Origin of the sequence: Pseudophaeobacter profundi (assembly GCF_029697505.1) — a bacterium.
GTDB lineage: Bacteria > Pseudomonadota > Alphaproteobacteria > Rhodobacterales > Rhodobacteraceae > Pseudophaeobacter > Pseudophaeobacter profundi.
The window spans coordinates 151,227-173,763 of sequence record NZ_JARJEF010000007.1 but is presented as its reverse complement, the minus strand read 5'-3'; the positions used below and the strand labels follow the sequence as shown (position 1 = coordinate 173,763).

The 22,537-nt window shown below is 62.2% G+C and carries 24 protein-coding genes; 11 read left to right on the top strand and 13 right to left on the bottom strand.

The genetic code is table 11. The features are described 5' to 3' along the window. Window positions 1–49: 49 nt before the first annotated feature. Window positions 50–1,012, bottom strand: a complete 963-nt coding sequence (ubiA, locus tag P2081_RS12980) for a 4-hydroxybenzoate octaprenyltransferase (protein WP_278923296.1) — start codon at window positions 1,010–1,012, stop codon at window positions 50–52. A gap of 11 nt (window positions 1,013–1,023) precedes the next feature. Here ubiA and P2081_RS12975 point away from each other — a divergent pair, with 11 nt between their 5' ends. The 3 genes from P2081_RS12975 (at window position 1,024) to P2081_RS12965 (ending at window position 3,801) form a co-directional block, all read left to right on the top strand. Further along, window positions 1,024–1,752, top strand: coding sequence for a 16S rRNA (uracil(1498)-N(3))-methyltransferase (locus tag P2081_RS12975; protein WP_278923295.1), 729 nt, complete (start codon window positions 1,024–1,026; stop codon window positions 1,750–1,752). An 86-nt stretch (window positions 1,753–1,838) separates the two neighbouring features. Continuing rightward, a complete protein-coding gene (locus tag P2081_RS12970; RefSeq protein ID WP_278923294.1) occupies window positions 1,839–2,366 on the top strand; it encodes a hypothetical protein in 528 nt (175 codons plus the stop codon). 64 nt (window positions 2,367–2,430) lie between these two features. Then, window positions 2,431–3,801 (top strand): glutamate--cysteine ligase, encoded by a 1,371-nt coding sequence (locus P2081_RS12965; protein ID WP_278923293.1) that lies wholly within the window; start codon window positions 2,431–2,433, stop codon window positions 3,799–3,801. 58 nt (window positions 3,802–3,859) lie between these two features. Here the strand turns inward: P2081_RS12965 and P2081_RS12960 are convergent, their stop codons facing one another. From P2081_RS12960 to P2081_RS12950, 3 genes are read right to left on the bottom strand one after another with little or no spacing between them, the layout of a single operon-like run. After that, on the bottom strand, window positions 3,860–4,234 hold the full coding sequence (locus P2081_RS12960; RefSeq protein ID WP_278923292.1) for a hypothetical protein: 375 nt from the start codon (window positions 4,232–4,234) through the stop codon (window positions 3,860–3,862). 18 nt (window positions 4,235–4,252) lie between these two features. Then, a complete protein-coding gene (locus tag P2081_RS12955) occupies window positions 4,253–4,690 on the bottom strand; it encodes a hypothetical protein (RefSeq protein ID WP_278923291.1) in 438 nt (145 codons plus the stop codon). 59 nt (window positions 4,691–4,749) lie between these two features. After that, window positions 4,750–5,286, bottom strand: coding sequence for a GbsR/MarR family transcriptional regulator (locus P2081_RS12950; RefSeq protein WP_278923290.1), 537 nt, complete (start codon window positions 5,284–5,286; stop codon window positions 4,750–4,752). Between the two features lie 124 nt (window positions 5,287–5,410). Here P2081_RS12950 and P2081_RS12945 point away from each other — a divergent pair, with 124 nt between their 5' ends. After that, window positions 5,411–5,668: a hypothetical protein gene (locus P2081_RS12945; RefSeq protein ID WP_278923289.1), complete on the top strand. Its 258-nt coding sequence runs from the start codon at window positions 5,411–5,413 to the stop codon at window positions 5,666–5,668. 87 nt (window positions 5,669–5,755) lie between these two features. On the opposite strand, the gene P2081_RS12940 is transcribed toward P2081_RS12945, so the two are convergent. Continuing rightward, complete coding sequence (locus tag P2081_RS12940; protein ID WP_278923288.1) at window positions 5,756–6,229, bottom strand: YHS domain-containing (seleno)protein; 474 nt, start codon at window positions 6,227–6,229, stop codon at window positions 5,756–5,758. A gap of 413 nt (window positions 6,230–6,642) precedes the next feature. On the opposite strand from P2081_RS12940, the gene lfb1 reads away from it, so the two are divergent. Beyond that, window positions 6,643–7,005, top strand: coding sequence for an LIC10280 family protein (gene lfb1 / locus P2081_RS12935; protein ID WP_278923287.1), 363 nt, complete (start codon window positions 6,643–6,645; stop codon window positions 7,003–7,005). Window positions 7,006–7,105: 100 nt separating this feature from the next. On the opposite strand, the gene plsY is transcribed toward lfb1, so the two are convergent. From plsY to P2081_RS12910, 5 genes are read right to left on the bottom strand one after another with little or no spacing between them, the layout of a single operon-like run. Beyond that, window positions 7,106–7,711, bottom strand: coding sequence for a glycerol-3-phosphate 1-O-acyltransferase PlsY (gene plsY, locus P2081_RS12930; RefSeq protein WP_278923286.1), 606 nt, complete (start codon window positions 7,709–7,711; stop codon window positions 7,106–7,108). Further along, window positions 7,711–9,021 carry a dihydroorotase gene (gene pyrC, locus P2081_RS12925; RefSeq protein WP_278923285.1) on the bottom strand — a complete coding sequence of 437 codons (1,311 nt, stop codon included), beginning with the start codon at window positions 9,019–9,021 and terminating at the stop codon, window positions 7,711–7,713. The genes plsY and pyrC overlap by 1 nt, the downstream gene beginning before the upstream one ends. Beyond that, window positions 9,018–9,413, bottom strand: a complete 396-nt coding sequence (locus tag P2081_RS12920; protein WP_278923284.1) for a hypothetical protein — start codon at window positions 9,411–9,413, stop codon at window positions 9,018–9,020. Before P2081_RS12920 ends, pyrC begins: the two co-directional genes overlap by 4 nt. 1 nt (window position 9,414) lies before the next feature. After that, the gene (locus P2081_RS12915) at window positions 9,415–9,951 is read right to left on the bottom strand and encodes a hypothetical protein (protein WP_278923283.1); all 537 of its coding nucleotides are present in this window, start codon (window positions 9,949–9,951) and stop codon (window positions 9,415–9,417) included. Between the two features lie 4 nt (window positions 9,952–9,955). Next, complete coding sequence (locus P2081_RS12910) at window positions 9,956–10,939, bottom strand: aspartate carbamoyltransferase catalytic subunit (RefSeq protein WP_278923282.1); 984 nt, start codon at window positions 10,937–10,939, stop codon at window positions 9,956–9,958. A gap of 185 nt (window positions 10,940–11,124) precedes the next feature. Here P2081_RS12910 and P2081_RS12905 point away from each other — a divergent pair, with 185 nt between their 5' ends. The 4 genes from P2081_RS12905 to P2081_RS12890 all read left to right on the top strand — a co-directional run bounded on the left by P2081_RS12905 (window position 11,125) and on the right by P2081_RS12890 (window position 17,512). Continuing rightward, window positions 11,125–11,925 (top strand): uracil-DNA glycosylase, encoded by an 801-nt coding sequence (locus P2081_RS12905; RefSeq protein WP_278923281.1) that lies wholly within the window; start codon window positions 11,125–11,127, stop codon window positions 11,923–11,925. 47 nt (window positions 11,926–11,972) lie between these two features. After that, window positions 11,973–12,515 (top strand): molybdenum cofactor biosynthesis protein B, encoded by a 543-nt coding sequence (gene moaB / locus P2081_RS12900; protein WP_278923280.1) that lies wholly within the window; start codon window positions 11,973–11,975, stop codon window positions 12,513–12,515. A 116-nt stretch (window positions 12,516–12,631) separates the two neighbouring features. Then, complete coding sequence (locus P2081_RS12895; RefSeq protein WP_278923279.1) at window positions 12,632–14,104, top strand: efflux RND transporter periplasmic adaptor subunit; 1,473 nt, start codon at window positions 12,632–12,634, stop codon at window positions 14,102–14,104. 3 nt (window positions 14,105–14,107) lie between these two features. Further along, window positions 14,108–17,512, top strand: a complete 3,405-nt coding sequence (locus tag P2081_RS12890) for an efflux RND transporter permease subunit (RefSeq protein WP_278923278.1) — start codon at window positions 14,108–14,110, stop codon at window positions 17,510–17,512. A gap of 40 nt (window positions 17,513–17,552) precedes the next feature. Here the strand turns inward: P2081_RS12890 and P2081_RS12885 are convergent, their stop codons facing one another. Beyond that, a complete protein-coding gene (locus P2081_RS12885) occupies window positions 17,553–18,017 on the bottom strand; it encodes an NUDIX domain-containing protein (RefSeq protein ID WP_278923277.1) in 465 nt (154 codons plus the stop codon). A gap of 10 nt (window positions 18,018–18,027) precedes the next feature. Then, window positions 18,028–18,942 (bottom strand): protein-disulfide reductase DsbD domain-containing protein, encoded by a 915-nt coding sequence (locus tag P2081_RS12880; RefSeq protein ID WP_278923276.1) that lies wholly within the window; start codon window positions 18,940–18,942, stop codon window positions 18,028–18,030. Window positions 18,943–19,098: 156 nt separating this feature from the next. Between P2081_RS12880 and P2081_RS12875 the strand changes: the two genes are divergently transcribed. Further along, window positions 19,099–19,656, top strand: coding sequence for a YqgE/AlgH family protein (locus tag P2081_RS12875; protein ID WP_278923275.1), 558 nt, complete (start codon window positions 19,099–19,101; stop codon window positions 19,654–19,656). 20 nt (window positions 19,657–19,676) lie between these two features. On the opposite strand, the gene P2081_RS12870 is transcribed toward P2081_RS12875, so the two are convergent. Continuing rightward, window positions 19,677–20,651: an L-threonylcarbamoyladenylate synthase gene (locus tag P2081_RS12870; RefSeq protein ID WP_278923274.1), complete on the bottom strand. Its 975-nt coding sequence runs from the start codon at window positions 20,649–20,651 to the stop codon at window positions 19,677–19,679. A 181-nt stretch (window positions 20,652–20,832) separates the two neighbouring features. Here P2081_RS12870 and P2081_RS12865 point away from each other — a divergent pair, with 181 nt between their 5' ends. Beyond that, window positions 20,833–22,536 (top strand): acyl-CoA dehydrogenase, encoded by a 1,704-nt coding sequence (locus P2081_RS12865; protein ID WP_278923273.1) that lies wholly within the window; start codon window positions 20,833–20,835, stop codon window positions 22,534–22,536. Window position 22,537 lies beyond the last annotated feature (1 nt).

Here is a 22,537-nt window from a genome sequence, read left to right as displayed (position 1 = left end):
TCCCCGGAAAAACTGCTCCTTGTTTATATCCCCAAGCCCGGCGGTTCAATCAGGTGAACATGGCAAGGATAAAGAATATAAGCGGAATCAAGCCGGTATCGCGGTTGAGCCGAAACATCTGCAACAGGCGCTGGTTGTTCGAGGCGTCAAAAACCCGTAATTGCCAGGTCATATGCCAGCCCATGGCCCATGGCCCAACCAGGGCCAACCCCAGGGTCCAGTAGTGCTGCTCCAGATCGAGGGCAAGAATGATCGCCAGCGCCATCAGGCTGACGGTGCCGACAATAAAGCGGCGCAGCCAGGCTGGGGTGTCGTCGCCAAACAGCCGGGCGGTGGATTTCACCCCGATCAGCGCGTCATCCTCGGTGTCCTGATGGGCATAGATCGTGTCGTAAAACAGGGTCCAGCTGATCCCGGCGAGATACAGAAACACCGCAGGCCAGTGCAGCGCGCCGGTATGGGCCGTCCAGGCCAAAAGCGCGCCCCAGTTGAAGGCCAGCCCCAGGAATACCTGCGGCCACCAGGTAAAGCGTTTGGCAAAGGGATAGATCGCCACCGGCAGCAGTGCCAGAATCCCCATCGAGATCGCCATCTGATTGAAGGTCAGCAAAATGCAAAAGGACAGCAACGCCTGCGTCACCATCCAGAAGACCGCGCCGCGCACCGTCACCTGCCCCGATGGGATCGGGCGTGAGCGGGTGCGTTCTACCGCGCCGTCGATATTGCGATCAGTGATGTCATTCCAGGTGCAGCCCGCGCCGCGCATCAGCCAGGCCCCAAGGGCGCAGGCCAGGGCGATCCAGGCGTCTTCCCAGCGCGGCGCGCCATCCCAGAGGATCGCCAGCGTCAGCCCCCACCAGCAGGGGATCAGCAGAAGCCAGGTACCAATGGGTCTGTCCGCCCGGCTTAGCCGCAGGTAGGGGCGGCTCCAGGTTGGTGCAAATTGATCAACCCAGTTGTCTTTGACCGCATCTGCGACCTGCCCATCTGGTTTTGGCGCGTCACCTTGCATATGTAGGCCTCATGAGTGCAAAAATCAGACTGTATGTAGAGCACCCCTTGGGGGCAGGGCAATCCATTCCTCTGGAGAAGGAACAGGCGCATTACCTCTTTGGGGTGATGCGCCTGCGTCCGGGCGGGGCTGTGGCGCTGTTCAACGGCCGTGATGGCGAATGGCAGGCCGAGGTGGCAGAGGCGGGGAAACGTACCGGCGTGCTGATCTGTCTTGAACAAAGCAAACCATTGCAGATGCCGCCGGATCTGTGGCTGATCTTTGCCCCGATCAAAAAGGCACGCACCGATTTCATCGTGGAAAAGGCTGCCGAGATGGGGGCCGCGCGCATCCTGCCGGTGGGAACTGATTTCACCAATTCGGAACGGATCCGTCAGGACCGGCTACAGGCCCACGCGGTTGAGGCTGCCGAGCAATGCGGCGGCACCTATGTGCCAGAGGTCGGCGAGTTGCAGAAACTGTCGCGCCTGTTGGATGACTGGCCCGCTGATCGCCAGCTGATGTTCTGCGACGAAGCCGAGGTGGGCAATGCGCTGCAGCTGGCCGCGCAGGATCACAAAGACGCGCCCTGGGCGATTGTGATTGGCCCCGAGGGCGGATTTTCTGACAAGGAACGCAGCCGCCTGCACGCGATGGAACAGGCGCATGTTGTCAGCCTGGGCCCGCGCATCCTGCGTGCGGATACCGCCGCCGTGGCGGCCATGACCCTGTGGCAGCAAACGCTTGGAGATTGGCGATGAACTGAAGACAGGCGGCCTGGCGCTTCGCCAGATCAGCGCCGTACCAACATGAGCTTGCAAAAGATGCCCCTGATGGGAGAAAGCAGATGAGTTTCATTCGGCCCGAGGCCCGCGAAGCGTTGTGGCGCTGGCGTGAATTGATCGTGGCGGCGCTGATGCTGCTGGTGGGGCTGAAATGGGCCTTTACCTCCTATGGGGTGACGGCGGCCACGGGCTGGGCCTTGGTGACGGTGGGCCTGGTGATTGCCGTGATTGGCGCGCAGCGGCTGCGCTTTCGTCTTGGGGCTGGTGGCCCCGGTGTGGTGCGGGTGGACGAGGGTCAGATCGCCTATTTTGGCCCGCTCACCGGGGGCGCTGTTGCCACCTCTGAACTGCAGCGGTTGCGGCTGGATCATACGGCCAAACCGCCGCATTGGGTGCTGGAACAAGACGGGCAGGGGCCTTTGGAAATTCCGGTCAATGCCGAAGGAAACGAGGCCCTGTTTGACGTTTTTGCCGCGCTTCCGGGCCTGCGCACCGAACGGATGCTCAGCGAGCTGCGCCGCAGCGGTTCTCACCAGGTCGTGATCTGGGAGCGCAGCCCATCGCGTCCTGCGCACCAAAGGCTGCATTGACACCGGCATTGATTCCGCTCACCACTGATTTCCCAAGATAACCCTACAGGACGGAGTGCCCGGCATGTCCATTCCCCAGTCCGGCGGCGGACCCATCGAGCGCCACGAACAATTGGCCGAATACCTGGCCAGCGGCTGCAAACCCCGCGATGCCTGGCGCATCGGGACCGAGCATGAAAAGTTCGGCTATTGCAAGGATACGCTCAAACCGCTGCCCTTTGAGGGCGAGCGCTCTATCGTGGCGGTGCTGCAGGGGCTGCGCGACAGCTATGGCTGGTCCGAGGTCACCGAAGGCGGCAATCTGATCGGGTTGGAAAAAGACGGGGCCAATGTCAGCCTGGAACCCGGCGGCGCGCTGGAACTGTCTGGTGCCCCACTGGAAACCATCCACGAGACCTGCGACGAGGTGAACACCCACCTGCGCGAGGTCAAAGACATTTCCGACAAGATCGGCGTTGGCTTTATCGGTCTGGGTGCCGCCCCGATCTGGACCCACGATGAAATGCCGCTGATGCCCAAGGGGCGCTATCGGCTGATGAATGATTACATGGCCAAGGTCGGCACCATGGGGCGCGACATGATGCGCCGTACCACCACGGTGCAGGTCAATATCGACTTTGGCTCCGAGGCAGACATGGTGCAGAAACTGCGCGTTGCCCTGGCGCTGCAGCCGGTGGCCACCGCACTGTTTGCCAATTCGCCCTTCTTTGAGGGTAAGCCCAATGGCCACAAATCCTGGCGCAGCAAGATCTGGCGGCATCTGGACGACAGCCGCACCGGCATGTTGCCCTTTGTCTTTGACGAAGGTTTTGGCTTTGAATCCTATGTGCAATATGCGCTGGATGTGCCGATGTATTTTGTCTACCGCGACGGCGAATACATCAATGCGCTTGGCATGTCTTTCCGCGATTTCCTGCAGGGGAAACTGCCTGCCCTGCCTGGTGAAATCCCCACCCTGTCGGATTGGGCGGATCATTTGACCACCGCCTTTCCCGAGGCGCGGATCAAGAAATACATGGAAATGCGCGGCGCCGACGGCGGCCCCTGGCGGCGTCTTTGTGCGCTGCCGGCCTTCTGGGTGGGCTTGACCTATGACCAGAACGCGCTGGATGCGGCCTGGGATCTGGTCAAGGACTGGGACGCCGAGACCCGCGAAGGGCTGCGGGTTGCGGCTTCTCGCGATGCACTGCAAGCCGAGGTGAACGGCATCAAGATGCATGACCTGGCCCGCGAAGTGGTAGAGATTTCCGATTCTGGCCTGAAAAACCGCGCCCGTCCGGGGGCTGGTGGCTTGGTGCCCGATGAGACCCATTTCCTCAACGCGCTGAAAGACAGCCTGGACAGTGGCAAAGTGCCGGCGGATGAGTTGCTGGAGCGCTATCACGGTGACTGGGGCGGCGATCTGACCCGGATCTACGCCGACTACAGCTACTAAAGGCAAAGAGATAAAAAGGGGGCGCCGCTGAGACGCCCCTTTTTCTTGCCCGTGGTGTTCATGCGGCGCCGGAAACCGCATCGCCTGTGGGCACGTTGGGTGGGCGGTGCGGCGACAGGCTGTCACGAATAACGGCCCGCAGGGTGGCGATGGCATGGCCAAAGCCCAGCCCCAGGCAGAGCGCCGCCAGCCCCAGGCTGGGCAGCAGGCCGATGGCCCCCATGTCCAGTAGGGCGCTTGCCGCGCCAATCAGAGCGACGCCGCCAAGTCCGATCATCCCATAGCCGGTGGCAATCGTGACCGACGCAGCCCTGGCGGCGCGACCGGAGGCGGGGCAATCCCCCAGCAGTTTGCCAATCTTCAGGATCATGAGCACCATGGCGGTGACCATGAGCAGGCTGAGGCCGATATAAAGGCTGATGTGAAAAAGCATGATGTGATCCTTCCAAATTCAGATGGTTTGTTTGTAAAAATCGCGTTCGAAGTGGCCATATATAAAGCCACTGGCCAGGCCCCAAAGGGGCGCAAAGATACTGCCAAAAAAGAGAAACAGACTGGGGCCATCGTGGCTGCCGCCAGTCAAAACAGCGACCATAACGATCGGCAGAAATAGGACCAAATTGGCCACAAAGGCCAGCCCGGCCCAGGCTGCTGGCGTCACCGTGTTCCGAGACATGTAAAACAGCATCACCGGGATACCCAGGGCCAGATAGAGCGGGCCACCAAACACTACGGCAAAAGACGGGACAAGCAGCAGCGGCGCGCCGAGAACGCCAACAAGAATTGGGCCGCCAGCCATGGCAAGGGCAAATGCTGTCGGATCAACCAGATGCCGTGTTGAGATGGCCTTCCAAAAGGGCAGGCTTGGGATTACATTCATTTCTGTCATTTGAGAAATCCCTGTGTAAGTTTTTTCCTGATGTTAGGTGTGTGTTGCTGTAAAAGGGTTTAGTCCTTGGGTTTGCCACCAGGCAGGAAGCGCACCAGCTTGGCGCCCAGCTTCAGCACTGCCAGATGCACGGATCGGGGCAGGCGGGCAAAATCGACATACCAGTCGTCAAACATCTGCATCACCCGCAGGGTCTCGCCCATGCGGTCCTTGACCACGGCGGGGGTCTTATCGGTTTCGGCCTCTTGCATCACCGCGTCCAGCGCCCGCAGGGTCGGGGCAAATTCACGTTCACGCCGGGCGGCAATCACCGCATCAACCAGATCAAACATGTCGCGGATCGAGGTAAAGTGATCCCGCCGGTCGCCCAATTGCCGCGAGGCTTTGACCAGCCCCTGGGATTGCAGTTCTTTCAACCCGTTAGAGACGTTTGACCGCGCCAGGTTCAGCGTCTCGCAAATGTCATCCGCCGTCATGGCATCGGGGGAGATATGCAGCAGCGCATGGATCTGCGCCACCGAGCGGTTGACCCCCCATTTGGAGCCCATCTCCCCCCAGTGGAGGATAAAGTTCTGCATGGCGGGGGTGAGGTTCATTTCGAATATCCTGTAATTTCTGTAATGACAGAAACTCATGAAAATGAGTCGGTGTCAAGATAATTTCCTTGTCAGGACACAGCAGAGGCGCGACAAATGTGGCCTTTGAAACTGGGAGGATAAAATGCGCGATACATTTATTGGACTATTTGAAAAACTGGTTGGGGTCTTTGTTATCCTGCTCTGTATCGGTGTCCTGGTCGGCACCGCCGCTGCCTTTCTGGCCCCTGCGCCAAACGGCGGCCTATTGCCAGCCCTGGGCATCCTGGTGATGGGGTCCATCTACGCCATTTTCATGGGGGGGATGATGTATCTCTTTCTGGGAGTATATCACAACACCAAGCGCACGGCTGAGGCTATTGAAGAGCTAGCGAAGCGGTAGGCTAATACCAATAGTAACAACCGGCGAAACCTGCTGGCTCCGCCGGTTGTTGAATTCACAGCAGCTCAGGAAGAAGCTGAGGCTGGCTTACTGCTGCAGCGCTGCGGGCTCTACATCCGCGATGTTTTCCCAATGGCCATCAGCATCTTCAACAAAGCCTGGGATATTGCCTTCCCAACGGGTCTGAATGTCCTTGGACAGGTTCAGATACAGCGTGTTGTCGACGATTTTCCAATATGTTGGGTCGCCATCGAACTTGAACCCCATGGCGGTGCCAAAGGCGCAGTAGCCGCCATAGGCGGGCAGATAGGCTTCGGGGTTGGCCTCAAACTGGGCTTTGTGCTCTTCCGAGGCAAAGCGGTATGTTGCGTCGTCAAATACAGTTGTGATTTTGTAGCTGCCCTTTGTTGGGGCACCGTCGGTGAAATAGGCGACGGGGTCATAGCCCTGCAGCGCAAGCCCGGTCGAAGAGGCGTTGATCTCGACGCCAGCGGCCAGGGCAGAAGTGGCCATTGCAACCGAAAGCGCCACGCCGCCCAGCAGAGTTTTGAATGTGTTCATGGGTCTTTTCCTTTCCATATCGTGCCGGGGCTGTCATCCTGCCCGGGACCGATGTTTCATCACTATCCGTGCTGACCAGTCCGCTGTGGGCTTTGCAGTCTGGCTGTCACCACCCCGATGTGGCGCAGGCCCTGTTCACGTTCAATCAAACTGTTTTTGATTGCGCGCTTGCCCAAAGGGGATGTGCAATAATGCACACAATTACCGATCACGATGTGATGAGGTGCAAAATTGTGCGGTCGCTGGCGCAAGGGAAGTTGCTGAAAATATTACTTATTACAGTATGACCGGACGATATTTTGCGTGACCGATACCGTAGTAGGTGCGGCGCGGGAAGGATCCCAATTCCCGGCAGTAGGGCGGGCAAAACCAATGCTTGCAGACGAAGACTTATCCAAACAGGAGAACGAAGCATGGCACATCTATCTACCCGACGCAGTGTTATGGGCGGCCTGTCCGCGCTCTTGACGCTCTCTCTGCTGTCTTGGCCCGATTTGGCGCGCGCCCAAAGCGTTACAGGCAGCTACCGCGCCGAGGGGCGCAATCCCGATGGCAGCGCCTACAGCGGCAGGGTGCAGATAAGCGGCACTGCCGAGGCGCTGGTTGTGGAATGGCAGGTGGCCAATCAGCGCTATACGGGCAAGGGCAGTCGCAACGGCGATGTGATCTGGATTGATTGGGGGCAGAAATACCCGGTGGTTTATCTGCGCATGCCCAGTGGCGAGTTGCACGGTACCTGGGCCAATGGCCGTGGTCTGGAGCGGCTTATCCCGTGACGTCCACAGGCCAGTGACCCCCGCGCCTGCCGGGGCCGATGCGCGTCGGTTTTCTGCGAGCGGCCTCTGACCGTTTCAGGGGGCGGGCCGCAGGGGGCAGTCACTTTTGACCAATGCGGGGTTCCATGCCTGTGCGCAGCCGGGTGATATTGGCGCTATGGCGCCAAAAGACGATCACCGCCAGCAGGACTGCCAGTGCCATGCTGGATTGATAGTGCAACAGGTAGGCCCAGATCGGGGCAGCCAGTGCGGCGACCAAGGCACTGAGCGATGAAATCCGGCTGACCGCCGCGGCCGCAACCCAGCTCAGGCAGCAGGCAATGCCCACCGGCCAGGCCAGGGCAAGCATCAACCCGAGAAAAGTTGCGACTCCTTTGCCACCCTTGAATTTTAGCCAGACTGGGAAACAATGTCCGACAAAGGCCATCAGCCCGGCCAGCTGCGCCGCATCCTCGCCGGCCAAAGCACGGGCCAATAGCACCGCCGCCGCGCCCTTGCCGCCATCCAGGATCAATGTCGCTGCCGCGGCGGCCTTGCTGCCGGTGCGCAGCACGTTGGTGGTGCCGATATTGCCCGAACCGATCTCGCGCAGATTGCCCAGCCCCATGGCGCGCGTCAGCACCAGCCCAAAGGGGATCGACCCCAAGAGATAGCCAATCACGGCCCAGAGCATCAGGATGGCGGCGGCACTTTCAATCAGGGGCATCAGTCTCTCCGGTATACCGGCGCACCGGTGACATAGGTTGCCAGCACCCTGCCCTGCATGCGCTGGCCATCATAGGGGGTATTTTGCGATTTTGACTTCAACTGGAACCGATCCATCACAAAGGGCATGTCCGGATCAAACAGCACCAGATCGGCCGGAGCCCCGGCCGCCAGCCGCCCAGAGGCCAGGCCAAGCCGTTTGGCCGGGTTCAGGGCAAGGGCCCGGAACAGGGTGGGCAGGTCCAAAAGATCCGCATGATAGAGCCGCATCGCAGCCGGAAGCAATGTCTCCAGCGCCACGGCCCCTGCCGCCGCCTCTTCAAAGGGCAGGCGCTTGCTTTCTTCGTCCTGCGGCGTATGCATCGAGGAAATCGTGTCGATCAGCCCGGTGCGCACCGCTTCGGCTACCGCCAGCCGGTCGTCCTCGCTGCGCAGGGGCGGCTTTACCTTGAAAAAGGTGCGATAGTCCGCCACGTCCAGCTCGTTCAGGGTCAGATGGTGGATCGAGGTGCCGGCGGTGATGTCCAGCCCGTTTGCCTTGGCCCGTTCCAGCGCAGGCAGGGCGCGGGCGGTGGTGATCTGGTCGGCATGGTATTTGGCCCCGGTCATTTCCAGCAGCGCAATGTCACGATCAAGCCCCATACGTTCTGCCATCGGCGACACCGCAGGCAGCCCGCGCAGCGCCGCGAATTTGCCCGAGGTGGCCGCAGCCCCGGCGCTGAGCAGCGGTTCCTGCGGATGGGCAATCACCAGCGCCCCGCAAGAGCGCGCATAGGTCAGCGCGCGCGAAAACACCTTGGTGTTGCTCACCACATGGTCGCAATCGGAAAAGGCCACCGCGCCGGCATCCATCAGAAAACCGATTTCGGTCATCTCGCGCCCGTCGCGCCCCTTGGTCAGCGCCGCCATGGGCAGCACATGCACCGGGGCATCCGCCTGGGCGCGGCGGGTGACAAACTCCAGCGTTTCCGGGCTGTCGATGGCGGGGGCGGTATCGGGGCGGGTGACGATGGTGGTGACCCCGCCAGCCGCCGCCGCGAGGCCCGCGGTCTTGTAGCTTTCCTTGTGGCGTTCGCCCGGTTCGCAGACCTTGACGCCGATATCAACAATGCCGGGCGCAAGGCATTTGCCATCACAGTCGATGATTTCGACACTGTTGGTGTCAATGTTTCGCGCACGAAACAGTTGCCCGGGCTCCGTGCCCGCAGGCAGGACTTCGGTAATGGTACCGTCCTGAACCAGCAGCGCGCCAAGGCTGTCGGTGCCGGCTTCGGGATCAATCAGGCGGGCGTTGATAAAAAGAAGGGTCATGCAACGGGCCTTTCGATGGCGTGATGTAGGGCAGCGACGGTGGTGCTGGGCGACGATTGATATTTGATCAGGTGCTTGTCACCGCCCTTGGTGATGACCTGCACATAGGATCCCATGGTCTTGATCGTTTCGATCTGATCCAGCGGCACCCGGCGTTCGGCAGGGCCAGTCAGCACCCTGTTCTCAACCCGCCAGGTAACCGCCAGTTCCTCGCTCATCATATACCAGCCCCGCAGGCCGATGGCGCCAAGCCCGCCGATGGCTCCGGTCCAGACATGGGGATTGCCAACGGCCCAGAGGATCACCATTCCGGCCACCATGGCAATTGCGGCCATCCAGGCATGGGCGGTGACATAGGCGCTGCGGTTGGGGTTGAATTCGATCACATTCATTTCAGAACACCAGAACATAGAGGATCAGCACAATCAGGCCCATCACCACGGCAAAGAAGCTGGCCCCAATGCGCCGGGCCTGATCGCGGGCGGCCCGCGGCGGTGGTTTGGCGGCAGAATAGGGCTTGCTGCTGTCGGGCGGGGGCATCGGCGGGGCGCTCCATTGGGTTTCCGGTTCGCCATAGCAGGCCACAAGGCGGATTTGATCTGCCGGGGTCAGCCGGGTGGCCGTGCCGCCAAAAGCCCGCGAGCGCAGCAGCAGCACATAGCCGGACAGCGCCCGCAGCGCCGCCAGATCCGGTGCGACCTCGGCCTGCGGCACGCCGCAGCCCTGGGTCAGATATCCGGGCAGGCCAAGCTCTTCGAGATCAGAGACCGGGAAGATTTCCACATGCGTCAGGTCAATTTCAGCAATCCCCAGAACCTGCGCCAGCGCACCGGGTTCGCGCAGAAACCGGGCCTGTTCGGGGGGCATCTGCAGGTCGAAGACCCGGATCACGCCGCGCTCGGAGGCGGGGATATGCAGCGCAGTCTGCATGGCGTCAGTCGGCGGTGGCGCTGCGCTCGGCGCGCAGGTTCTGGGCCAAAAGATCCATTGCGGCCATGCGGACGGCAACGCCCATTTCCACCTGTTCCTGAATGACCGAGCGGTTGATGTCATCCGCCAGGGTGCCGTCAATTTCAACACCGCGGTTCATCGGGCCGGGATGCATGACAATGGCATCGGGTTTGGCATGCGACAGTTTTTCGGCGTCCAGCCCGTAGCGGTGGAAATATTCGCGTTCTGATGGGATGAACCCGCCGTCCATCCGCTCTTTTTGCAGGCGCAGCATCATTACCACATCGACGTCTTTCAGACCTTCGCGCATGTCGTCGTAGATTTCAGCGCCAAATTCAGCGAACTGGCCAGGCACCAGGGTTGGCGGGCCAATCAGGCGGATGCGGTTTTCCATCTTGCCCAGCAGGATCAGGTTAGAGCGCGCCACACGGCTATGGGCGACATCGCCGCAGATGGCGATATTGAGCCGGTGCAGGCGGCCCTTGGCGCGCCGTATCGTCAGGGCATCCAGCAGCGCCTGGGTTGGGTGCTCGTGGCGTCCGTCGCCGGCGTTCAGCACCGCGCAGTTGACCTTTTGCGCCAGCAGGTCCACCGCGCCGGAATGGGGATGGCGCACCACCAGCAGATCGGGGTGCATGGCGTTCAGCGTCATCGCGGTATCAATCAGGGTCTCGCCCTTTTTGATCGACGAGGCCTGCATCGCCATATTCATCACATCCGCGCCCAGACGTTTGCCGGCAATCTCAAAGCTCGCCTGGGTGCGGGTGGAGTTTTCAAAGAACATGTTGATCTGGGTGAGACCCGCCAAGGCGTCCGAGTGTTTCTCGGGGCGGCGGTTCAGATCGACATAGCTGTCGGCGAGATCCAGAATTGCGGTGATCTCATGCGGTTTGAGCGGCTCGATCCCCAAAAGATGGCGGTGGCCAAAACCGGTAGGAGAGAGGGGGGGAGAGGTGGGGGAAGACATCTGGGCAGGCTCCGCTCTGTTTGTCGCACCTTATAGGCAGCAAGGCCTTTTGGGGCAAGGTCGATAGGCGGGTTTGATTGTGGCTGCCCCCGGCCAAATCACCGCAGGTCCGGCTGCGTCACTGCGGCTGCACCTGCCTGCATTAGGGGTGTTCCGCTTACTCGCTTGGCGGGGTAGCTTGGGCCATGGAATCGGCAATAGATTATTGGAGCGCAAAAGCGCTGTTGGAGTGGCAGGTGGAGCTTGGCGCCACCGAGGCGCTGTGCGAGACGCCCGTTAACCGCTATGAGCTGGCCGCCCCGGCCGCCAAGGCCCCAATCACCGGCCGTGCAGGTGAGGCACAAAAGCCCGGCAGCCCGCCGCCGCTGCCGCCTAAGCCCAAACCGGTAGACCCGGTTGCGGTGGCGCGCAGCTGCGCCCGGGCCGCGCCGGACCTGGCGGCGCTGCGGGTGGCGCTGGCGGATTTCCCTCACTGCGATTTGAAGCGCGGCGCCCGCAATCTGGTCTTTGCCGATGGCCAGCCCGGCGCGCGGGTGATGATCATTGCCGAGGCCCCCGATCGCGAAGAAGACCGCGCCGGCCGACCCTTTGCGGGTCCGGCGGGCGATTTGCTGGACCGGATGCTGGCCGCCATCGATCTGGGGCGCGACAAGACGGTCTATCTGGCCAATGTGCTGCCCTGGCGGCCACCGCAGGGGCGGGATCCCTCTGGTGATGAGGTTGCGATGATGGTGCCGTTTCTGCAGCGTCATGTCGAATTGGCGCAGCCGGAGATTCTGCTGCTGATGGGCAATACCAGCTGTCAGGCCGTTCTGGGCAAACGCGGCATCTCGCGGCTGCGGGGGCAGTGGGGGCAGGCCTGGGGCAAGATGGTGCTGCCGATGCAGCACCCAACCGCCCTGCTGGGCCAACCGGCGTTGAAATCCAGCGCCTGGGCAGATCTATTGGAACTGAAGGCGCGTCTGGCCAGTGCTGAACAGGGCTAGCCGCTGCGCATCGCATGGCGCGTGTCGCAACACACAAGAGGGCCGAGATGTCACGTATCGACGAAACCCTGGACTTTATTCCGGTCCGCATAGCCATCCTGACCGTCTCGGACAGTCGCAGCCTGGCCGAGGACCGTTCTGGTCAGGTGCTGGTGGATCGTCTGCAGGCGGCGGGGCATCTGTTGGCGGATCGCAAGATCCTGGCCGATGAACGCAGCGAAATCGCCGCCCAGCTGCGCGCCTGGATCGCCGATCCCGGTGTCGATGTGGTAATCTCCACCGGTGGCACCGGATTGACCGGTCGCGATGTCACGGTAGAGGCGCACAGGGATGTCTATGAAAAAGAGATCGAGGCCTTCGGCACGGTCTTTACCATTGTGTCTATGAAAAAGATCGGCACCTCTGCGGTGCAGTCGCGTGCGACGGGTGGTGTCGCGGGCGGGACCTACCTGTTTGCGCTGCCGGGCAGCCCCGGTGCCTGCAAGGATGGTTGGGATGAAATTTTGGCGTTTCAGTTGGATTATCGCCACCGGCCCTGCAATTTTGTGGAAATAATGCCCCGTTTGAGCGAAACCCAACGACGGAAGTAGCGCGCTGCTGCGTTTGGTCATAGGCACCTCATGTGGCCAGCGATACGGTAAGCGTCCGATCAGGTAGAATGAAAACGGTAGCCAGAGTGATCTGCCGCCACCAAGGGGAAATAGGCATGCGCTTTTTGCGGCATAGTTTGATGGGGTTGTTTCTGACGGCGGTGACGGCGGCCTTGGTGCTTTATGCCGGGCAGATGGTGGTCTCTGCGGTGCAACAGCGCATGGGCGCCGAGCCGCATACCCCCCCGGCGCGGGAACGGATCTTTGCGGTGAATCTGGTGACGGCAGACCTGCAAGAGGTCACCCCCGAGCTGACCGCTTTTGGCCGCATCGACAGCCGCCGCCGCCTGGAACTGCGTAGCGCCCAGGGCGGGCGGGTCATCCAACTGTCAGAACGCTTTGTCGAAGGGGGGCGGGTGCGCGCCGGTGAGGTGCTGATACAGATCGATCCCTCGGATGCGCAGGCGGCACTGGATCAGGCCAAGACCGATATGCTGGATGCGCGCGCCGAGGAACGGGATGCGGGGCGTGACCTGATCCTCGCCAATGATGAGCTGGAAGCCACCCAGGACCAGGCACAGCTGCGTGCGCGCGCCCACCAGCGGCAGCTGGATCTGCAAGACCGCGGTGTCGGCACCACAGCCGCAGTAGAGGCCGCCGAACTGACCGCAGTTCAGGCCCGTCAGACGGTGATTTCGCGTCGCCAGGCCGTCAGTCAGGCCGAGGCGCGCGTTGATCAGGCTGCCACTCGTGTGGCGCGCGCCCAGATCGCCCTGGAGACGGCTCAACGCGATCTGGCAGACACCACCCTGCGGGCGGGTTTCGACGCTATTTTGCAGGCGGTCACACTGGTCGAGGGGCGGCTGGTCACGGTGAATGAAAAATTGGCAGAGCTGGTAGATGCGGATCTGTTGGAGGTCTCTTTTCGGGTTTCTACCCTGCAATATGCCCGGCTGCTGGACGCAGAAGGTGCGCTGTTGCAGGCCCCGGTGCGCGTCACGCTGGATGCGGCGGGAGCGGGGCTAGAGGCCGTGGGCCAATTGTCACGCGCCAGTGGCGCGGCGGGGGATGGGCAGACCGGGCGTCTGCTCTATGCCAGCCTGGCCAATGCGCCGGGTTTCAAGCCGGGGGATTTTGTCACTGTGAAGGTTAGCGAACCGCCCATCGCGGCGGTGGCGCGGGTGCCCTCTTCGGCGCTGGGGGCAGATGGCACCGTCCTGGTGCTGGGGCCCGATGAGCGACTGGAAGCGCTGCCGGTTGAATTGCTGCGCCGCCAGGGCGACGATGTGTTGATCCAGGGCGCGGGCCTTGCCGGGCGTCAGGTGGTGGTCGGGCGCACGCCGCTCTTGGGGGCCGGCATTCGGGTGCGGCCCCTGCGTCAGGGGGCGGCGCTTGAAACCACCCAGGCGCCCCGTCAGGCGCCGGACATGATCAAGCTGTCTGATGAACGCCGCGCCGCGCTTGTTCTGGCCATTGAAGGCAGCGACCAGCTGCCCGCTGCCGATAAGCAACGGATGCTGGCGGCACTGGCCAAGGAGCAGGTGCCAAGCGCGCTGGTCAACAGGATCGAATCGCGGATGGGGGGCTGATCCATGCGTGATCTGTCGCGCCCTGCTGGCGGCCTGCTAAGCTATTTCACCCGCCACCGCACTGCGGCCAATCTGTTTCTGGTGGTGCTGTTGCTGCTGGGGGCAGCCGCCATCCCCAATATGCGGGCGCAGTTTTTCCCCGATGTAATTGTTGAAAATGTCACCGTCGGTGTCACCTGGGAAGGGGCCGGCCCAGAAGATGTGGATGGTGCCATTGTGCAGGCGCTGGAACCGGCGCTTCTGGCGGTGGATGGCGTCGAGGAAAGCACCGCGACCTCGCGCGAGGGATCTGCCTCTATCCTGCTGGATTTTGAACCGGGCTGGGATATGGCGCGGGCGGCGGATGATGTGCAATCGGCGGTGGATGCCATCACCACCCTGCCCGAGGATGCCGACGACCCCACGGTGCGGCGTGGTGCCTGGCGTGACCGGGTGACAGATGTGGTGATCTCGGGGCCGCTTGCGGCGGGTCAGCTGGGGCTCTTTGCGGATGAACTGGTGGTGCGGCTGTTTGAGGTCGGCGTTACCCGGACAACCATTCGCGGCCTGGCCGCGCCCCGCACCCTGGTCGAGGTGCCTTCGTCCAGCCTGATCACCCATGACATCTCCATGAGCGAGATCGCCGATGCCATCGCCGCCGAGGTTGATGCTGACCCGGCGGGTGATGTTACGGGGGCCAATACGCGGGTGCGCACCGGTCGCGAAAAGCGTAGCCCCGAAGAAATAGCGGGCATCGTGCTGCGCAACAATGCTGATGGATCGGTGCTGACCATCGGCGATCTGGCACAGATCACCCGCGAAGGGGTGGATCGCAAGCGATCCTATTTTGTCGGTGACAATCCCGCGATGTCGATCCGGGTGGACCGCGCCGACATGGGCAATGCCATCGCTATTCAGGCCAAGGTGCAACAGGTGGTGGATGCGCTGCAACGCACCCTTCCGCAGGGGGTCACGGCAGAGCTGATCCGCACTCGCGCAGAACGGATTTCCGACAGATTGGATATTCTGATCGACAATGGCTTGATGGGGCTGGCGCTGGTGGTGGCGCTGCTGTTCCTGTTCCTGAACAGCCGTATTGCCTTTTGGGTGGCCGCGGGCATTCCGGCGGCGATGTTTGCCGCCGTGGCGCTGATGTATGCTGCGGGCATCACCATCAACATGATCAGCCTGTTTGGTCTGATCATCACGCTTGGGATTGTGGTGGATGATGCCATCGTGGTGGGCGAACACGCCGATTTTCGCGTGCGCCGTCTGGGTGAAGATCCGATGCAGGCGGCAGAAAACGCCGCCCGGCGCATGGCCATGCCCGTCTTCGCCGCGACGCTGACCACCATCATCGCGTTCTTTGGGCTGACGGCGATTGGCGGCCGTTTTGGCGATCTGATCCGCGATATTCCCTTTACGGTGATTGCGGTTCTGGCGGCGTCATTGGCAGAATGCTTCTTGATCCTGCCGCATCACATGGCGCATGCGCTGACCCATGCGCAAAAGCAACATTGGTACGACTGGCCCAACCGGATCGTCAATCGCGGCTTTCGCTGGGTGCGCGATCATCTGTTCCGTCGGCTGATGGCCCTGGTGGTGCGCGCGCGCTATGTGGTGCTGGCCGGCGCGGTGACCATTCTGGCCAGCCAGATGGCGCTGTTCATCAGCAACGAGGTGCAGTGGCGGTTCTTTAACGCGCCAGAGCGTGGTTCGGTCACCGGCAACTTTGCCATGGTCGAGGGGGCAACCCGTGCCGATACCGTTGCAATGATGCAGGAAATGCAGCGCGCGGCGGCGGCCACGGGCGCTGCGTTTGCCAGCCGCTACGGAGGCGTTGATCCGGTGAATTTTGTCATTGCCGAGGTCGGCGGCAATGCGGGGCGCGGCCTGTCCGGGGTTGAGGCGAAGGATACAGATCTTCTGGGGGGCCTCTCGATTGAACTGATCGACGCGGATCTGCGCCCCGAGTATTCCAGCTTTGCCTATGTGGCGGCGTTGCAGGAAGAGGTGGTGCATCACCCGCTGGTGGAAACGGTCTCCTTCCGTAGCTGGCGGTCTGGGCCGGGGGGCGATGCGTTGGATGTGCAGTTCTACGGCGCTGATGTGCAGGTGCTCAAGCGCGCATCACAGGATCTGAAGACCGCCCTGCTGCGCTATCCGGAGGTCTCGGCGGTTGAAGACAACCTTGCCTATGACAAGGAAGAGGTGGTGCTGGAGCTGACGCCGCAGGGCCAGGCGTTGAACTTTACCATCGACAGTCTGGGCCGGGCGCTGCGGGCGCGGTTGAACGGGATCGAGGCGGCGACCTATCCAGAAGGGCCGCGCAGTGCCGAAATACGAGTCGAACTGCCCCGCGATGAGCTGTCGGCGGATTTTCTGGAACGCACATTGATGCGCACCCCCAGTGGAATCTATGTGCCGCTGGCCGATATCGTCTCGGTGACGCAGCGCACCGGGTTTTCCACGGTGCGGCGGGAAAATGGCATTCGGGTGATTAGCGTCACCGGTGATATTTCCGAAGACGACCCGACCCGTGCCGCCGAGATCACCAAGGCACTGGAGGAAGAAATTCTGCCCGATATCGCCAGCCGTCTGCAGGTGGAATGGCGGCTCAGCGGGCTGAGCGAGCAGGAAAGCGATTTTCTTAGCGATGCCGGCACCGGGCTGATTCTGTGTCTGGCGGGGATCTATCTGGTGCTGGCCTGGATCTTTGCCAGCTGGACCCGGCCGCTGGTGGTGATGGCGATCATCCCCTTTGGCTTGGTGGGCACCATCTGGGGCCACTACGTCTGGGATGTCCCGTTAAGCATGTTCACCGTGATTGGCCTGCTGGGCATGACCGGGATTATCATCAATGATTCCATCGTTCTGGTCACCACCATCGACGAATACGCCGAAACCCGCGGCTTGGTGCCGTCAATCGTTGACGGGGCGGCGGACCGGTTGCGGCCGGTGATGTTGACGACTTTGACAACGGTGCTGGGGCTGGCGCCTTTGATGTATGAAAGCTCGCAGCAGGCACAGTTCCTGAAGCCGACGGTGATCACTCTGGTCTTTGGCTTGGGCTTTGGCATGTTCCTGGTTCTGTTGGTGGTGCCTGCCCTGGTTGCAATTCAGCAGGATGCGGTGCGCCCCCTGACGGCGCTGCGCCGGGCTTTGCGTGGCGGCAGGCAGGCGGGGCTGCACTGGTTGATGCTTGCTGTCGGCTTTGTTCAGGTGGGCTGGCTGGCGGCGACGCTGGGCTGGACCATGGCTCGGGGAACAATACTGCCGCTCCTGCGGGATCTGCTGCCGGGCCTGGCGGCGTTTGATCCGCTACGGGCTGCGCTGTTGCTGGCCCTTGGCGGCATCGCGGTGCTGACAGTGCTGGCCTATCTGATTGCGGCGCTGGGCTATGGGATGCGCCTGCGTCGTCAAGTATAGGGCCTGCGCGCCAGCCAGACGCGGCCCAAGGCCAGTGGGGTTAAAGAGATCTGGCGCGGGCCAGACGGGCAACTGCGGCGACCTGTTCAATCAGCGCCAAGCCCTGCTGTTCGATACTGTCCACGGCGAGCCAGCGGGCGTCGAGCGCATCATCCGCAGCCTGCGCCGTGCCGCTTTCATAGGCGCAGAGCACGGCCGTCAGCAGATATTGCTTTTCTACCTGCCCCTGCGCATCGTGCAGCATGACATCAATATTGGTGAGATATTCCAGCGGACGGGCATGGATGCCGGTTTCTTCGGCCAGTTCGCGCCGGGCAGCCGCGAGTGCGGTTTCGCCCAGTTCTACATGGCCACCGGGAAAGCCCCAGGCACCGGCATTGGGCGGGTTTTTACGCTGGATCAGCAGCACCCGGCCCTGGTGGTAGACCACTGCAATGGCACCCAGAATCGGTATTTGCGGCGCGACGGGCATCGCAAGCGGAGGGGGAGCGCCTGTATTGGTCATGCTGTCTTGGTCATCCTGCGGTGCAGCCGGTAATATCTACGGCATGTTTTGATCCTAATACGGTAATGCGCAGGCGCGAGCGATCCACCGCAGGCAGGGTGCCGGTTTTTGCCGCCATCAGCTCTGCCGTGGCGATCAGGGTCTTGCCGCTGCGCCGGGTCTGGGTACCCCCGGAATAGAGATGCGCAGAGCCTGGTTCGATCACCGCAACTTCTGTCCCGCCAGCGCTGGGCATGGTAATCCGGGCCTCAACTTGGATCCCGTATTTCGAGGGCTTTAGCTGACACGTCGCCGCCACAACCCCGGCTTCGCGGGCGGAATAGGGGCGACTGGCAAGCGCGGCAACAATGGCGGTATTGCGCCCGGCCTTGGCATCCAGCTGATGATCAAAGTTGAGTTCGGATGGCACACAGACATCCTTGCAGATCCCCAGTTCCATCCGCCCTTTCAGCCGTACGGGGCGGCCTGCATGTTCTGGGGTGATTTCAATCGGCAGCACCAGCTGGTCGTGATAGCCGATGGTCTGGTAGCCAGAGGTGGAAAACACCTGCGGTGCGGGCCAGGTCATCGACATTTCGCCGATATTGCGCGACCCACGCCAGGTAAAGCGCGGCGGGATTCCGGCCTCGCCAGGGCTGCGCCAATAGGTTTTCCAGCCCTCGCGCAGGGTCAGGCGCAGAGCGCCGGTATAGCGGCCATCCGCTGTAAGCCCTCCATCCAGCACCTCTATCTGCACCAGATGCGTGGTGTCGCTTGTCGGCGCGCTTTGGGCCGTCGCGGGCTGCGGTGTCAGACCCACCCCACCCAAAAGCGCCAGCAAGGCAAGGGAGGGCACCAGAAGCTGCGCCCAGGAACGGCGGTAGGGCTGTTCAGGGCGGGCCAGATCAGGGGCGGGCGATGGGCTTGGGCGATGCGGTTTTGTCATGCGGTATAGATGGGCCTTTGGCGACAAAAAGCCAAGTCACGATCCGGTCACCCATGAACGCGGGCGGCGGGGTGATATCCCGCTGCCCCTTGCACCCGGCGCGCCCGGGCGGCATGCTGGTGTGGCGCTATTTTGGAATATAAGAAAGGGCGGAGCATGGATCTTACCGGGAAACTCTTGATAGCAATGCCGGGCATAGGTGATCCACGGTTTGAACATTCGGTGATCTTCCTGTGTTCCCATAGTGATGAGGGGGCGATGGGGCTGATCATCAACAAGGTGGCCCCCGATGTGAAGCTGAACAATCTTCTGACCCAATTGGAAATTCCGGTTACCGATGCCGAACAGGGTGCCCAGGCGATCCGGTTTGGCGGTCCGGTGGAGACCCAGCGTGGCTTTGTACTGCACTCGCAGGAGTACGAGTCGCGGATAAAATCGCTGCGGGTGCCGCCCAGATATGGGATGACCGCAACGCTGGATGTGCTGGAAGATATTGCCCAGGGCAACGGGCCAAAGCAGCTGTTGATCATGCTGGGCTATGCCGGCTGGGGGCCGGGGCAGCTGGAGGCCGAGATCATCGCCAATGGCTGGCTGACCACCGAGAGCACGGATGCGCTGATTTTTGACACCGAGGATGGCGAGAAATGGGGCGCGGCGCTGGGGTCTCTGGGGATCGACCCGCTGACGCTTTCGGCCAGTGCGGGCACCGCCTGAGACGGGCCCGCGTCAGGTCATCAGTCGCGGGGGGCCGCGGCGCGGCGCAACCTGTCATTGATGGCCGCCCCCAGCCCGGTCTCCGGAATGGGGGCTACGGCGATGGGCTGCCCCAGGGTATCCAGCTGATGCAGGTGTCCAAAGAGATTTGCGGCGGCCTCGACCAGGTCACCCGTTGGCGACAGCGACAGATCGTGGGCGCGGGCGCCGCTGTAGCGGCCAAAACCGAGGTAGCATTCGCCCGCGCGCGGGGCTGAGGCGTTCAGCCGCACGCGCTCTTGTGGCGCGTAGTGTGACAACAACTGCCCGGGCGCTGTCAGGGGATCGTGCAGGTCGCGTGTGGCCAGGGGCCGGCCCAGAGCTGCCTCGATATCCTCGGCGGCCAGACCACCCGGGCGCAGCAGAACGGGCGCGTCACCGGCCAGGCCCAGGATGGTGGATTCCAGCCCAACGCCGCAGGCGCCATCCGCGACCACGGCGGCGATCCGCCCGGAGAGACCGGCCATGACATGATCGGCAGTGGTAGGGCTGATGCGTCCCGAAGGGTTGGCCGAGGGTGCGGCCAGCGGACCATCCAGTTCTGATAGTAGCCTCTGTGCGGTGGGATGGGCCGGAACACGTACCGCCAGTGTATCCAGCCCGGCAGTGACCAGATCAGAGATCCCGTGATCCGGCGCCAGCGGCAGCACCAGGGTCAGCGGTCCCGGCCAGAAGGCGCGGGCGAGGGTTTCCGCCCAGGCGTTCCAGATGACGTGACGTTTTGCAGCCTTGGCCGAGGCCACATGGGCAATCAGCGGATTGAAACTGGGACGTCCCTTGGCGGCATAAATCGCCGCAACCGCATTGCCCTGCCGGGCATCTGCCCCCAGCCCATAGACTGTTTCTGTTGGGAAAGAGACCAATTCACCAGCGCGCAACAGATCTGCAGCACGGGTCAGGCCAGCCGCTGTCGCAGGCAGTATTTCGGTTGCTTTGGGGGCAGTGTTTTCTGGCATTTTTGGTGACGCGGCGTTTTGGTTGATTGCAAAGTGGCTGCAGTTAGGTAATCGAACAGCTAAACAGACATACCGGGCGGCTGTGGCAATGCCAAGCCTTGCACCCGGTATTACCCGTGAACGGCCATTTTGGTCGATAAATTCAGGCCGACGAGAGTATCCGGCCGACAAGAGGACGCCCATGACCTTCCGTGCCCCCGTATCCGAGTATGAATTCCTGCTGAACACCGTGATCGGTTTTGACCAGATCGCCCAGACCGAGCGGTTCAGCGAGGCCAGCGCAGACGTGGTTTCGGCAATCCTTGGCGAGGCGGGCAAGCTGTGCGACGAGGTGATGGCGCCATTGCAACGCGGGGGCGACCTGCAGCCAGCCGTACTGAAAGATAAAACGGTGCAGACATCTCCGGGGTTTGGCGCGGGGTTTCGCGCCATCGCCGAGGGCGGCTGGATCGGCATGAGCGCGGCCCCCGAACATGGCGGCATGGGGCTGCCGATGACCCTGACAAGCGCCGTGAACGAGATGATGAGCGCTGCCTGCCTGTCGCTGCAACTGGCCCCCTTGATGAGCCAGGGTCAGATCGAAGCGCTGGAACATCACGCCAGCGATGATTTGAAGGCGCTTTACCTGCCCAAGCTGATTTCCGGCGAATGGACCGGCACCATGAACCTGACGGAACCGCAGGCGGGATCCGATGTGGGGGCGCTCAGCTCTAGGGCGGAACCAAATGGCGATGGCTCTTATGCGGTGACGGGCCAGAAGATCTTTATCTCCTGGGGGGATAATGACTTTGCGGAAAACATCTGCCACCTGGTGTTGGCGCGGCTGCCCGATGGCGCGGCCGGGACCAAGGGAATTTCGCTGTTCCTGGTGCCAAAATTCCTACCGGAAGCAGATGGCTCTTTGGGGGCGGCCAATACGCTGGGCGTGGTCAGCCTGGAACACAAGATGGGTCTGCACGGTAGCCCGACCTGCGTAATGCAGTTTGACGGTGCCAAGGGCTGGCTGGTGGGGCCTGAACACGGCGGCATGGCGGCGATGTTCACCATGATGAACAATGCGCGCCTTGGCGTTGGGGGCCAGGGGGCTGGCATCGCCGAGGCCGCTACGCAGCAGGCGCTGGAATATGCGCTGGAACGCAAACAAGGCAAATCTGCCTCGGGGGTGATTGCGGATCACGCTGATGTGCGCCGGATGCTGATGGAGATGAAGGCCGATACCTATGCCGCCCGCGCCATCCTGCTGGCCTGCGCCCATGCCACCGATATGCACAGCGCCACCGGGGCCGCCGACTGGAAGGCGCGGGCCGCCTTCCTTACCCCTATTGCCAAGGCCTTTGGCACCGATACTGGTATTCGCGTTGCAGATATGGGGGTTCAGGTGCATGGCGGCATGGGCTTTATCGAAGAAACCGGCGCGGCGCAGTTCCTGCGGGATGTGCGGGTGACCTCGATCTATGAGGGCACCAATGGCATCCAGGCAATGGATCTGGTGGCGCGCAAGATGATGGATGGCGGCGATATGGCCTACCGGATCATCGACGAGATCGAGGCCCAGGCCGAAGGGGCCCGTGCCACACACCCCAATATGGGCGAAGCGCTATGGCAGGCCTGCGAATCCCTGCGCGAAACCACCGAATGGCTGGTGGAGCAGGATGACCTGCAGGATCGCTTTGCCGGGGCGGTGCCGTACCTGCGCGCCTTTGCGCGGGTGCTGGGCGGGCATTACCACCTGACAGCGGCGATTGCCGGTAAGGGCGGCCCACGGGAAAAACTGGCCCGCTTCTACATCAAGCGGATGCTGCCAGAGCATCTGGGTCTGTTGACCCATGTGCAGGAAGGCGCCGCCGGCACCTTTGCGCTTAACCTTGAAGAATTGGCAGGCTGAT